The organism is Leminorella grimontii ATCC 33999 = DSM 5078, assembly GCF_000439085.1.
Classification (GTDB): Bacteria; Pseudomonadota; Gammaproteobacteria; order Enterobacterales; family Enterobacteriaceae; genus Leminorella; species Leminorella grimontii.
Window position 1 is genome coordinate 186,099 of record NZ_AUUA01000004.1, and the last position, 13,293, is coordinate 199,391.

Genomic DNA, 13,293 nt, shown 5'->3' on the forward strand with positions numbered 1-13,293 from the left:
TCAGTGGCGGTTTGCAGGTGAGTTACGTACTATCAGACAAATCACCATTGATTAATTGTTTATGACCAGTAAGGGGATCATGATGGAAAACGCGAAGCCTTCCTTCCAGAACGTGCTGGAATACGTACGCCTGTCTCGCCGCAAAAATAAGCTTAAGCGCGAAATTGTGGATAATGAGAAAAAAATTCGCGATAACCAGAAGCGCGTTTTGCTGTTAGAAAACTTGAGCGATTACATCAAGCCCGGAATGAGCATTGAAGACATTCAGGCTATTATCGCTAACATGAAGAGCGACTATGAGGAGCGCGTTGATGAATACATCATTAAGAACGCGGAGCTCTCTAAAGAAAGGCGCGATCTGTCTCAAAAAATGAAGTCTATGTCTGAAGTGAAGTAGCGCTGAAGGCCTAAAACGTAAAAATCCGCCGCGTAGTCGCTACGGGCGGATTTTTTTATGCCTGAAATCAGGCGTTAATGGGTTCGGATATATTCATCCATATCGCTTTTCAGGTTGTCAGACTTGGTGCCAAAGATGGCCTGAACGCCAGAGCCTGCAACGACAACGCCGGCCGCGCCCAGCTTCTTCAGCCCGTCCTTGTCGACTTTTTCTATATCAGCGACGCCGATGCGTAAACGGGTGATACAGGCGTCCAGATTCGTGATGTTGTCTTTCCCTCCAAACGCTGCAACCAGCGCGGCAGCCATGTCTGAACTTGAAGCGGCTACGCTTTTTTCCGTCGTTTCCACTTCTCTTCCCGGCGTTTTCAGGTTCAGCTTAACGATGGCGAAGCGGAATACGACGTAGTAGAACAGCGCGTAAAGCGGGCCGAGGATGAAGAACATCCAGCCTTTGGTGGAAAGGTGGTAAAGCAGCATAAAGTCGATGGCGCCGTGAGAGAACGTCATGCCGTGCTTCACACCCAGCAGTATGGTTATTACATAGGCAAGCCCGGCCAGGATGGCGTGGATTGCGTACAGCACGGGCGCAACGAACAGGAAGGCAAATTCGATAGGCTCAGTAATACCGGTTAAGAAGGAGGTCAGCGCGGCAGAGATCATGATGCCGCCTATTTTTGCGCGGTTCTCTGGGCGAGCGGTGTGCCACATGGCGATGGCGGCAGCGGGAAGTCCCCACATTTTAAACAGATATCCGCCTGCCATGTTTCCAGCCGTCGGATCGCCCTGGAGGTAGCGTTGAATTTCACCGGTGATCCAACGTCCGCCTTCTGCCGTACAGGCGGCTTCGTTAGCGATACCGGAGACAATCTTACCGTTTACGATACAGGCCTGACCCGCTTCATAGAAGAAGGGGACGTTCCATATGTGGTGTAAGCCGAAGGGAATTAACGAACGTTCCACTACGCCGTAAATACCAAAGGCTAACGCCGGGTTTTGGTAAGCGGCCCACTGGGAGAAGGCGTTAATAGCGCCGCCGACCGGAGGCCAAATAAATGAAAGAACGATGCCCAGTGCGATACAGGTAAAGCCGGTAATGATAGGCACGAAGCGCTTGCCGGCGAAGAAGCCGAGGTAGTCCGGCAATTGAATGCGGTAGAAGCGGTTAAACAGATAACCCGCCAGGCCGCCGACCAGAATACCGCCCAACACTCCGGTATCTATTTTGGGAACGCCCAGCGCTTCCGCCATAACTTTAAGCGTGGCCGCCATAATGCCGTAGCCAACGATAGAGGCCAGGCCGGCGACACCGTCGTTGTTGGTGAAGCCCAGCGCGACGCCGACGGCGAACAGCAGGGGCATTTGGTCAAAAATGGAGCCGCCTGCCTGAGCCATAACTTTTGATACGACGGCGGGAAGCCAGCTAAATTCCGCGCTGCCGACGCCGAGCAGGATACCGGCGATGGGCAACACAGAGACCGGAAGCATCAACGCTTTACCGACCTTTTGTAGACTTGCAAAGAGATTTTTGAACATAAATGTGCCTTTGATGACGATGTTATATAAGTAGAAAAATAACCTTTCTATGCATAGATGATTCGGAATCAATTAATAAAATTTTTTATAAAGTGATGACGATCACGGCATTAAAATGAAGCAATAATTATAAGTATTAGATCTCTTTTTTGTTGTCCTCGTTTAAGTACTTCCTTTATAAAGCTAATTATTTTAAATAAGTATAGTTGCCTTTTTTATCATTGCTAAAAAAGTCGATGTAAAAAATGATCCACTATCGATGAATTTTGTTTCTATTTATTAAAATCAATATGTTATGTTTTTTCTCGTTAGACGGTTCAATAGAGGTAAAATGGTTTTTCGCTCCTGCAATAATGTAAGCGTGGGGGAAGTTGTTGTTTATTTTACTATCTTATTTTTTTGTGTTTTTAATATAAAAAGAGTATTGACAAACTTTAATAAAGAGCTAAATTTATAAACAACGCAGGCGCTATTAGCCTAACGGTTAAATAAAACGTTTGCGTTGTGAATGCGCGATAAAGGCCTTGTAGTTAACCAATGTTAATTGTGAAAGAGGATGCGGGCATCGTTCAACTGTAGTCACGTTTGGGAACCGCATCGGAAGTCGGGTCGCGTAGTTGAAGTACGATCGCGCTGCTGGGAACGAAAGGGGGATACGCGGGTTTGTATCAACCGTTGTATCAAGTGATGTTGTGAGACGGCTAAACATGATGAATATGCCGCTCGACCTGTTTAGATGTGAAGAAAAAAGGCGTTTTGGTTAATAAATCGGAGGGTTTTTTACTACAACAGCTTAATTTCTCGCTTACAAAACAAGTGCATCTAACTGCTACTGTTTTAGTCCACTAACTTAATACATGTTTAACTTATTATCGGTTCGACCTTAAAGCCCTGGCGCAACGTCAGGGCTTTTTGGTTTTATGCGATAAGCGAAGTAAAGATTGAACTAACGCATTAATCGGTAAGAATGTTCCCATAAGTTAAGCAAAGGCCGTTAAACTACCCGTGCGTGATAACGTTACATACAGTAGGAACGGCATGAAAGAAAACAGTGAGCTATTGCGGCTGGAAAACGTCGGCTATCGAACCGACGAAACGACTATTCTAAAAGGCGTCGGATTTAGCCTTAATCCTGGCGAATTTAAGCTGATCACCGGGCCATCGGGCTGTGGGAAAAGTACGCTACTTAAAATAATTGCCTCATTGATAAGCCCAACTGAAGGGAACATTCTCTTTGAGGGACAGGATATTAATGAGCTGTCGCCGGAGGCCTATCGCCAAAAGGTATCTTACTGCTCTCAAACTCCTTCGCTTTTTGGGAACACCGTCTACGACAATTTAGCCTTTCCTTATCTCATTCGTAAAGCCGAGCCGGACAGAAAAAAGCTGGCGGCGGACCTTAAGCGATTTTTCCTTCCTGAAAGCTTTCTTGATAAAGGCGTTAATGAGCTTTCCGGCGGAGAGAAGCAGCGCGTTTCTTTGATCCGCAACTTACAATTTTTGCCTAACGTACTGCTGCTGGACGAAATTACCAGCGCGTTGGATGAAGACAACAAGCGCAACGTGAATGACATTATCCATGACTATGTTCACAACGAGAATATGGCCGCGCTGTGGGTTACTCATGACAGAGGAGAGATCCAACATGTAGATGATGCGATCGTCCTGACGGCGCGCGCTGGAAATGTGCAGGAGGTGAAGCATGAGCCAGCATAATATAACGAACGAGTCCCTTGCGCTGTCGATGCTGCTGGTGCTGGTAGCCATCCTTATCAGCCATAAAGAAAAGTTGGCGTTGGAAAAGGATATCCTTTGGAGCATTGGCAGGGCGGTAGTACAGCTGATTATCGTCGGCTACGTGCTGAAGTACATCTTTGAGCTGAATAACGCGGCGTTAACCGTACTTATGGTGCTGTTTATTTGCTTCAATGCGGCCCTTAATGCGAAAAAGCGCAGCAGGTATATCGACAGAGCGTTTGCGATCTCTTTTGTCTCTATCACCACCGGGGCGGTGCTGACGCTCGTCGTACTAGTGCTGTCGGGTTCCATTGAGTTTGTACCTATGCAGGTTATTCCTATCTCCGGCATGATTGCCGGCAACGCGATGGTGGCGGTCGGGCTTTGCTATAACAATCTGGGGCAGCGCTTTAGCAGCGAGCGCCAACAGATCCAGGAGATGCTGAGCCTGGGCGCAACGCCAAGAATGGCCTCTGACAGGCTTATCAGAGACAGCATCCGAGCGTCGCTCATTCCTACCGTCGATTCGGCAAAAACAGTCGGCTTAGTCAGCCTGCCGGGGATGATGTCCGGCTTGATATTCGCCGGTATCGATCCGGTGATGGCGATTAAGTACCAGATTATGGTGACCTTTATGCTGCTTTCAACCGCCAGCCTGTCGACGATCATCGCCTGCTATCTGGGGTATCGGAAGTTTTATAACCAGAGGCATCAGCTGGTGGTGAGAGAGGTGAAGAAGTAGGGAACGTAGAAGGTAATACCCGCTTGAAAAGCGGGTTTTTAAATGGAGAATCTTTACCGGAAAATGCTTCTGGCCTGCTCACTGTGAAGAGTTAGCCTTGAAGTGGCGAGCTATTCTGCCGAGCCTTTTTGTTAAATAGCCTTTTAAAGGCGGTTTTTTTATTCCACGTTAGCGACATTTTCCTGCATGACTGAAGTGAGAAACGTTGCGATTTTATTCTCAATCTGACTATCGATCGTTCTTAGCCGCAGTAGGCTAATACCGCATTCGTCGAGAATAGCATTTTTTAGCGCGTCGCGTTCGCGCTGCGCTGGGCAGTCATGATGTCCGCCATCTATTTCAATCACCGCTAAAGGTTGCTTTCCTACACGATAGTAAAAAACAAAATCGCAGCTTGCTCCTTGTACCATAAACTCTCGCTGACGTAGCGTAAAACGATCGTCCATACGAGAGACCAGCTGTCTGAGTGGGATCTGTGCGTGTACAGTAAGGACGCGGTAAGTCGGCAGCCTGAGCGTATCGTTGATGAGCTGCGAAGCAATCTGTTCTGAGCGAAAGCGTGAGTCGTTGGGATTAAGTCGTTTTTTCAGTTTATCTAATGAGCGGTCATACTCTTCATAGAGCAGGTCGAATGCGCTGACTACTGGGCTATAATGTACCCGATCGTTATCAGCGTAGTAGGTCATATAGCGAATTAGCGCAGCGATATGCTGATTGTTATTAGTGAATACATTATCACCGGTAACCAGCGTGAAGCGTTTTTGCGCACGTGAAACCGCGACATTGATAAGCTGCGGATCGTCAACAAAGTTAAGCGCCTGCCGATCTGCTTTCTTATCCAGTACGGTGGAAAAAATAATCTCTTCGCATTCGCGTCCCTGAAACTTATGCACCGTAGCGCTAATAAAATCAGTGGGAAGCGCTTGGTTTGAGAGGTCGACCTGAGCATTGTATGGCGCAATAAAACCGCGGCTATCTGCTTCGTCCCATTCTAGTGCCGTAAGCGACTCTAGTTCGCGTAAATTGCTTCTGTTACGCGTATGATTACCTTTAGCGGTCACTACCAGCGATAGGGCTGATTCGCCGTTGTCACGGGTCATTGCGATTAACTGATTGTCATAAAATTGCTTATTGCAGAACTGAATTATTTTTGGATGACAACGATAGTGCTCTTTCAACAAAGTGACGGGCAGCGAGTTGCCGTATAGCTTGAATAGTGAATCCAGCAGGCTGTGGCTGACACAGTCATAATGCGGCGCCGGTGCAAGCAAAGTGGTATTTTCTGGAACATGAGGAAGTTGCTTACGGTCGCCCACTACAATGACGTTTCTGGCGCAGCCTAAGGCTAAAATTCCCGGAACAATATCTTGCTGCGATGCCTCATCAATAATGACGTAATCCAATAAAGCCCCTGGAGCCAGAGAATTAATGATGGAGTGTGTGCTACTACCAATTATCGGATAGCGTTTTAGAAAATTAGTAAAAACCTTCTGATAATTTCCCTCATTGAGGTTGTCATCTGGTGTGATTGATTTCCAAAGATGTGCGCGAAGAAACGCCATGGAATCCTGTGTCAGTTTTTGTTGCAAACTTATCACATCATTATTTTTTAAAGTTTTTTCGTTTTTTATCAGCGCATTTCTGGCCTGTTGTAAACGGATAGCATAATAATGACGCTGTAAGGCAAAGAATATCGACTGGCGTTTCTCCATAGTATTTAAAGGTTTCGTTCTCACAATGCTAAATTTGAACAGGAGTATTAGCCTATTGAGAAAGCTAATACGATTTTCTTTTAGAGACTGGAGAAAGGCCATCAAGTCAGTAATTTTATGCTGCGTCAGCTGATAGCGCTCAATTTTATGATGATGTGTAATGTCGTGAGAATGTAGCCATTGGCTAAGATATTTTTCTTCGATGCTCAGTTCATCAATTTCAGCACGTAGCTTTGCTACGTCATTTTGTGCAAGGAGAAATTCTTTTAACCGCATTACTTGATTAGATATAACGCCGATTTCAGGTGCATTCGTTGGCGGTATTTTGGGGAGCTCGGGCTGAGTGGCGAAAAATTTGAGGCGATTATCCGCACTACCTAATCGAGCTACTACATAATCCAGATTTGCTTTTGCCAGTTTATCGTAAACATTCTCTACGGCAGTGTTGTTATTAGAGACGATTGCGACACTGCAATTCTTGATCAGGATATTGGCGAGGATATTAAGTATCGTCTGGGTTTTTCCTGTACCAGGAGGTCCTTCTATAACTGAAATTTGTGCGCTAAATGCTTTCTCAACAGCCGTCATTTGGCTTTCATTCAGTCCGAAGGGATAGATAATGTTGTTCGGTATGCGTCGTGTTGCATTCTTACTGTGGCAATAAGCTTCTAATGCCGTGTCGGGATGAGCCACAATTTTATCTAACTGATTCAGTATATTCTCTGCGATAGGCTTCTTGTCCTGAGTCGCGTTATGGACACGCTGTCTGGCAACGTCGCGGAAATAGGAAAAAACGTCATCATCTTTTAACGATGTTGCCGGCAGAATTTGCACGTCTTCAGCTTTCATCACATAACATCGTTCCGAGTTTGGATAATAAATAAGAGCATATTTATTACCTACTATTTCGGCGCGAGCGATGGCTCGCACATTAGAGTGGCCTTTTTTGATGAGTAAAGTGCCATTGACAAGCGTAGTGGGTTCGACCTTGCAGGCGCTGAACGGCCAAGTATAAGTTTTTCCTGAATGGAAATGACCAGTCAATTGAAGGCTCTTTGCGCTATTGCTGTAATACAGAGTCCAGTCAGAAAATTGCGCAGTTCTGTCTTGCCCTTCAACGTAAATAATGGTCATTTTCTCTTCTCCATGAGGAATGGGAATGTTCTTGTCTAACTTTGGAGATAATAAGGATAAAAGAAATTTCCCCTAACGGAAAAGAAAAAAGATTATTTTTTATGATTCGTTTTTACTAGCTGTATCAGATGTGTGTTTTATCTTATGGAATATAAATATATTAAATTCTAAAACTCTAAATAATATCTAAAATTATATGGATATTGTCGCCGTTTTTAAACATTTCGGGCTGTTGTACTGTCTGTAATGAAAAAAGGCCGTTGGCTTAATGCCTGATACGGGAATTGATATGTGAAGATGCAGCTAGTACAACCATTTATTATTTAATCATAGGATTAAAAATAGGTTGTTTTTAGACGATATCTAATCGATTTTATGAAAACGGTTTTTTCTTACTTATAGCATCTGATTATATGTCCGCCGAATATTATAATCTCTTAATTCGGCAATGTAGAAAGTAGTTCATTTCATTTTCATCAATAGCCCTGCTTGTACGTGTAGTCTCCCCAGTTTTTCGGTACAGGCCGTAAACAGTGGATGTTATGCCCGTCATTCACTGAAATACTTGAATGCGTCTTCAGATTTGTAGCTATGACGCATGAATCCCTCATTCCGCCGCTTCATAATCACATTTATAGCTTTACATCTATATAGTGTTTAACCTATATTTTCGGGGCCCGTGTGGACGATTAAAACAACGGATACGTTCGATCATTGGTGACTGATATAGACAGAGCCTGCGTGCTTGCGGCGTTAATTGTACTGAAAGAGAAGGGGCCAATGTTGTCCAGACCTTACGCCGATACGGTTAAAGGCGCTCGCTACGGTAATATGAAAGAGCTACGGCTGCTGAGGCGGGGCGAACCAATTCGGGCATTTTTTGCCTTTGATCTTCATCGTATCGCCATTCTGCTTTGCGCTGATAATAAGGTCGGTAACGAGAAACGTTTTTATGATGAAATGATTTCGATAGCCGATCGGGAATTTATGAACTATCTGAATAAATTAGAAGAGAAGGAGTAACGCCATGGGCAGAACGCTGGAACAGCTTCTCGCAGATGAAAAACCGAGCGTCGTGGCCGAAGCTCAGGCAATGGCTAAGGATATCCTGCTCAATATTCATCTTGCTGAACTGCGTGAGAGGGTGCAGAAAACCCAAGTGGAAATGGCACAGGAGCTGGGCATCAAGCAGCCTACCGTCGCGGGAATGGAAAAGCCGGGACGCGACCTGAAGCTTTCTACGCTTAAACGCTACGTTGAGGCAGCGGGCGGTAAGCTGCGGCTTGACGTTGAGCTGCCGGACGGGTCGCATTATGGATTTGTTTTGTAAGCAGTAAAGTGGGTCGTAGTGTAAATTCTTCTGGCGCAGCCCGGATACGGAAGCTGCGCCGCATTTTGTTTATTCAATCCGCAATAATCCTTTTAACTGCAAAAACAGTTTTCTATCATCGACCTTCTTACCACGAACTAAGCTCTCGCCTGCACGAAATGCTTCATGGCCTGAAAGAAGCGCCTGATGTATCAGGACGGTCACCGTTTTACCGGCAACGCCGCCTTTGAAAACTGCCGGATCTGTCCTCTGATGGATTAAGGCTTTCTTCACGCTTTATTGCGCTAAGGAAATCACAATGAATCTGATGAATAATTGTGCATCGCCCGCCGCAGATGTTATATTAAAATATAATATCCGGAGGTGCTCTATGTATACCACTCGTCTGAAAAAGGTTGGCGGATCTGTCATGCTGGCGGTTCCTCCTGCCGTGCTGAAAACGCTGGGGCTGTCGACGGACAGCGAAGTGGGCATGACCATTGATAATGGCTGCCTGATTATTGAACCTCAAAAACGTCCCCGCTATTCGCTCGAAGAACTGCTGGCGCAGTGCGATCCGCATGCTGAAATAAGCGAAGAGGGTCGGGAATGGATTGATGCGCCTGCGGTGGGCAAGGAGATCCTGTAAATGGACAGAGGGGAAATCTGGCTCGTTTCACTGGATCCCACCAGCGGCCATGAACAAAGCGGAAAACGTCCGGTACTCATCGTGTCGAAGGCATCATTTAACACATTCACCCGGTTGCCCGTTGTTGTCCCTGTGACCAGCGGCGGAAACTTTGCTCGCGAAGCCGGTTTTATCGTCTCACTGGACGGCGCGGGAACAAAAACAACGGGCGTGATCCGCTGTGACCAGCCCAGAACCATTGATATGGGGGCCCGAAATGGTAAGCGACTGGAACGTATACCAGACGCTGTCGTGAATGAAGTGCTGGCCAGACTGGAAGCCATTCTGGGCTGATGTTTTTTATGTGATTGAGAGATTCTGAAAAGCAAAAAGCCTGCTACAAAGCAGGCTTTTCTGAATTTGGCTCCTCTGACTGGACTCGAACCAGTGACATACGGATTAACAGTCCGCCGTTCTACCGACTGAACTACAGAGGAATCGTATAGACAGGGCGCATCATATCCGCCAGCCCGGGCGCTGTCAACCGCTTGGAAACCTCGTTAAGCGCGTTTGCTTATACTTCATCCAAAAAGGGCGCGATCCGTTTCTATTTTAGCCATTTTGATACTTTTTGGGCCTAATTTTATTTTTTCTACGCGGCTGGAAAAGCTACATATCTTTAGTCAGAAATATTCTCATACGGGTATAGCTATTGAAAAAAGTAATATAGACTTTAAGTCAAGGTGGCCGAGGCTGCAGAGAGTGGGTATTTAGCCATTGCTTTCAATTTCACTTTTCGCAGCGGCATAATATTTGATGGCTAAGTGGTGGGCGAGTGCGTTTATTTAATTCCATATCATTAAAACCGCTAGTGACGCTGCTGTTTGTGCTGCTGTTGACGATTACGCTAAGTTCGGCGCTGTTTCTCCAGTTTCGCAATGAATTGCGCATTTTTGAAAGGCTTAGCGACCGCGTGACGGCGACGCACATTGAGTCCGTTGGCACCCATCTTTTCAACTTTATGGAAGTTCCTATCCAGTCTAACGCGGCCGTTGAAATGGTAATGCGGGAAGTTCTGGATGCCCCTAAAGATACGCTGGAAGAGTTTGAATCACCGCTGAAGAGCACGATGGAAAAAATATTTCCCAATATGCCTCAGCTCAGCCTGATTGCGTTTGGTTCGGTTAACGGGAATTACATTGCGGTTGACAGAGGCACTGAAAATGGCAATTTTCGACTGCTGTTAAAAGACGCTAGGACTCACGGCGTAATGAACTTCTATTCGGGGATGAGCATTCAAAGTCCGATTATTAATAGCGTTAACCACTACGATCCTCGTCTTCTGCCTTGGTACCGTGATGTAGAAATTAATCGCCAAGCTGTCTGGACTACGGCCTATTGGGACCTCAACAAGGTTAGGGAACTGACGATTTCTTATAACAGCCCCGTCTATGACGCCAACAGGCGGTATGTGGGGGTCGTCTCCAGCGACATCAAGGTTGAGCGCTTTAATCAATATTTACGTTCTATCCCCAGCTTGGGCAACGGCGTGATATTCGTTCTGGATGGCGACAACGAAATGATTTCTTATTCGTCGAACGATAAGCTCTATAACGCGCCGGAGAGAGGAACGTTACTACACGATAAGGCTAAGCTTCGTACCCCGCTGGACAGCACTAACCCCATTATTCACACCATGGCGCCCTATTTGGTTGACAGAGGGCTGGATAAGTTCACTTTTACTTTGAATGGTGAAATATTTCATGCTCGAGTTGCTCCCTTTGGCGCTTCGCTGGGGCTAAAAGATTGGCGGATCGTTGTCGCCGTACCTCGAAGTGACTTTATTGGCAGGCTTGACGCCGACAGGCGTACAACTATTTTCCTTATTTTAGGCGTATTTCTGGTTGGCATAACTCTGGCCTGGGTTGTTTTATCAAAAGTGACCACACCGATATTGGACGCAGCCCGACAGGCGAAGCTGCTTGCCCGGCAGGAGTGGTCTCCGTCCCACGAGTCGGGCTTTCAGCTTAAAGAAATCCGGCAGCTTAATAATGCGTTTAACGAGATGTCATCCCGGCTGTCAGCGGCCTTTTCGTCCTTGAAACATCAAGTTAACTACGATCCCGTGAGCGGGCTTTTAAGCGCCGAAGGGCTGTTGGAACAAATGAAGGCTCTCGATTTCTCGGGGAAAAAGCCCAAGTGGCGTGGGTTGATAATGCTAAGCCTGGATAATATTAGCGACGTCAACAACACGCTAGGCTATCAGAAAGGTGAGTGGCTGTTGGGCGAGTTTGCGGCGTCCTTAAACGCTATTGTGCCTGAAGGCGCGCTGCTTGCCCGGGTCAACGACGTCGAATTTGCCGTCTGCTACCCCGAAAGCCACCAGGGCGATATTCTGAAAGATAAAATTCCGAAATATGTTCATCTCTACACCCACTCTCAGGGCAGTGAGCACCTGATGTTTGTCGGTAATATTGCTTTCGTTGATGAAACGTTTGACGACGAATCCTTAACGGAGTATCTGCGTAAAGCGTCTCTGGCACTGGTGAGCGCACGCAAAAAGGGTACCGGCGCCTATGAAGTATATCGGCCGGAAATGATGACTCAGGCAGTTGAGAATACTCGAATGCTGTCGGAATTAAGCCAGGCGCAGTTTAATCAAGAACTGCTGGTCTACTTTCAGCCTATCGTTGAGTTGCGCGACGGCAGAGTTATCGGCGCGGAGGCGCTGATCCGCTGGCGGAGTAGGGCCTATGGCATGGTGGCTCCCTACGTTTTCATTCCTTTAGCGGAAGAGTCTGGTCTTATTCTCTCTATCGGCCGCTGGGTGCTAAAAGAGTCGTGTCGCCAACTGGCGTTGAAGATTTCTGCCGGCTGGCCGAAGGACTTTATGATTCATATCAACGTTTCTGCCCGTCAGCTTATGCAGCCTGACTTTTATGATTCCATTGTAGAATCGCTGCGCGAAAGCGAGCTTTCTCCATGTAATCTTGCTCTCGAACTCACGGAATCCATTCTGGTAGAGAAGGGAACCATCATTGGCGAGCAAATTGCGAAAATCAGGGCATTAGGGCTTTCGGTCGCGATCGACGACTTCGGTTCCGGCTTTTCCAGCCTTTCTTATTTATATCGTCTACAGTTTGATTGCCTGAAAATTGATAGAGACTTCGTCTGTGGCGTACTTGAAAGCGGCAGGAGCGAAGCGATCGTCTCTGCTGTCGTGCGACTGGCTGACGGGCTATCCGTACCGCTGGTTGCAGAGGGTATTGAAACCGAGGAGGCTGCCGCGAAGCTATATCACTTGGGCTGTAAACGCGGACAGGGTTACTATTTTGGCAGACCGATTCCGTTGGATGAATGGGAAAAGCCTGAGGGAGATGGCAAGAGAGGGTGAGGCTTGTATTGCCTCTGATAACGAAAAAGCCCGCTTTAAAAGCGGGCTTTTGAAATTTGGCTCCTCTGACTGGACTTGAACCAGTGACATACGGATTAACAGTCCGCCGTTCTACCGACTGAACTACAGAGGAATTACTTGAACGCCGCGCATCATATCCGGCTGTGCTCACCCTGTCAACGCTAAATTTTTATCTTTTATCTAAGTGCTCATCAACTGAGCAAGCCGAACGTTGTTTGAGCAAGGATAGGGGGCATGGATATGCCGATGGTACGAATGGTAAAAGTGGCGGTAATAGACGGATGAGGGCGAGTGTATAAATAATAGTCGATAGAACGCGAGTTTGCTTTAAATTAAGATGTACGTTTCTTTACTCGAACAGCCATCTATTTCATAAGGTGATTTTCACTAATCGAGAAGATGGAGAAAAAAGCATCAATACCAATAACGAAAAGCTCCATCTACCAACTTTTCGTTATTGAACTGTAATATTTATATTCTATTAATATTAATAATTAGGGGGTGTTGAAAATAAGGTGCTACGTCAGAAGATCTTTTTATACGGAATTGATTTTTTAACCTTAAAAGACGTTACTTTTACTTTCTATATATTTTGGCCGTTGGCAGCTAACAAAACACCCGACCTGAGGAAGGCACAATGTAAGTATTACTGAACCATCAGAGTAGGCAATTCTCTGGCTTGCT

The 13,293-nt window shown here is 46.3% G+C and carries 10 protein-coding genes, 2 tRNA genes and 1 pseudogene; 8 read left to right on the forward strand and 5 right to left on the reverse strand.

All coding sequences use genetic code 11. The features are described from left to right. Positions 1-82 precede the first annotated feature (82 nt). Positions 83-397, forward strand: a complete 315-nt coding sequence (gene tmaR, locus G544_RS0109985) for a PTS system regulator TmaR (RefSeq protein ID WP_027274467.1) — start codon at positions 83-85, stop codon at positions 395-397. 74 nt (positions 398-471) lie between these two features. Here the strand turns inward: tmaR and ptsG are convergent, their stop codons facing one another. After that, a complete protein-coding gene (ptsG, locus tag G544_RS0109990; RefSeq protein WP_027274468.1) occupies positions 472-1,932 on the reverse strand; it encodes a PTS glucose transporter subunit IIBC in 1,461 nt (486 codons plus the stop codon). A gap of 1,038 nt (positions 1,933-2,970) precedes the next feature. On the opposite strand from ptsG, the gene fetA reads away from it, so the two are divergent. Together fetA and fetB are read left to right on the forward strand one after the other, a co-directional pair. Next, on the forward strand, positions 2,971-3,648 hold the full coding sequence (gene fetA / locus G544_RS0109995) for an iron efflux ABC transporter ATP-binding subunit FetA (protein ID WP_027274469.1): 678 nt from the start codon (positions 2,971-2,973) through the stop codon (positions 3,646-3,648). Continuing rightward, complete coding sequence (gene fetB, locus G544_RS0110000) at positions 3,635-4,411, forward strand: iron efflux ABC transporter permease subunit FetB (protein WP_027274470.1); 777 nt, start codon at positions 3,635-3,637, stop codon at positions 4,409-4,411. The genes fetA and fetB overlap by 14 nt, the downstream gene beginning before the upstream one ends. Positions 4,412-4,569: 158 nt before the next feature. Here the strand turns inward: fetB and G544_RS0110005 are convergent, their stop codons facing one another. After that, on the reverse strand, positions 4,570-7,257 hold the full coding sequence (locus tag G544_RS0110005) for an AAA domain-containing protein (protein WP_027274471.1): 2,688 nt from the start codon (positions 7,255-7,257) through the stop codon (positions 4,570-4,572). A gap of 679 nt (positions 7,258-7,936) precedes the next feature. On the opposite strand from G544_RS0110005, the pseudogene G544_RS20330 reads away from it, so the two are divergent. Then, a pseudogene (locus G544_RS20330) lies at positions 7,937-8,280 on the forward strand (type II toxin-antitoxin system RelE/ParE family toxin). 4 nt (positions 8,281-8,284) lie between these two features. Beyond that, positions 8,285-8,587 carry a helix-turn-helix domain-containing protein gene (locus G544_RS0110015; protein WP_027274472.1) on the forward strand — a complete coding sequence of 101 codons (303 nt, stop codon included), beginning with the start codon at positions 8,285-8,287 and terminating at the stop codon, positions 8,585-8,587. 69 nt (positions 8,588-8,656) lie between these two features. On the opposite strand, the gene G544_RS21720 is transcribed toward G544_RS0110015, so the two are convergent. After that, on the reverse strand, positions 8,657-8,860 hold the full coding sequence (locus tag G544_RS21720) for a hypothetical protein (protein WP_071783357.1): 204 nt from the start codon (positions 8,858-8,860) through the stop codon (positions 8,657-8,659). A 97-nt stretch (positions 8,861-8,957) separates the two neighbouring features. Between G544_RS21720 and G544_RS0110020 the strand changes: the two genes are divergently transcribed. Together G544_RS0110020 and G544_RS0110025 are read left to right on the forward strand one after the other, a co-directional pair. After that, positions 8,958-9,215: an AbrB/MazE/SpoVT family DNA-binding domain-containing protein gene (locus tag G544_RS0110020; protein ID WP_000288814.1), complete on the forward strand. Its 258-nt coding sequence runs from the start codon at positions 8,958-8,960 to the stop codon at positions 9,213-9,215. Beyond that, the gene (locus tag G544_RS0110025; protein ID WP_027274473.1) at positions 9,216-9,548 is read left to right on the forward strand and encodes a type II toxin-antitoxin system PemK/MazF family toxin; all 333 of its coding nucleotides are present in this window, start codon (positions 9,216-9,218) and stop codon (positions 9,546-9,548) included. A 67-nt stretch (positions 9,549-9,615) separates the two neighbouring features. On the opposite strand, the gene G544_RS0110030 is transcribed toward G544_RS0110025, so the two are convergent. Beyond that, positions 9,616-9,691: transfer RNA gene (locus G544_RS0110030), tRNA-Asn, on the reverse strand. Positions 9,692-10,029: 338 nt separating this feature from the next. Between G544_RS0110030 and G544_RS0110035 the strand changes: the two genes are divergently transcribed. Then, positions 10,030-12,588 (forward strand): bifunctional diguanylate cyclase/phosphodiesterase, encoded by a 2,559-nt coding sequence (locus tag G544_RS0110035; RefSeq protein WP_147654613.1) that lies wholly within the window; start codon positions 10,030-10,032, stop codon positions 12,586-12,588. A 57-nt stretch (positions 12,589-12,645) separates the two neighbouring features. Here the strand turns inward: G544_RS0110035 and G544_RS0110040 are convergent. Continuing rightward, positions 12,646-12,721 (reverse strand) — tRNA-Asn (locus tag G544_RS0110040). Positions 12,722-13,293: the final 572 nt, after the last annotated feature.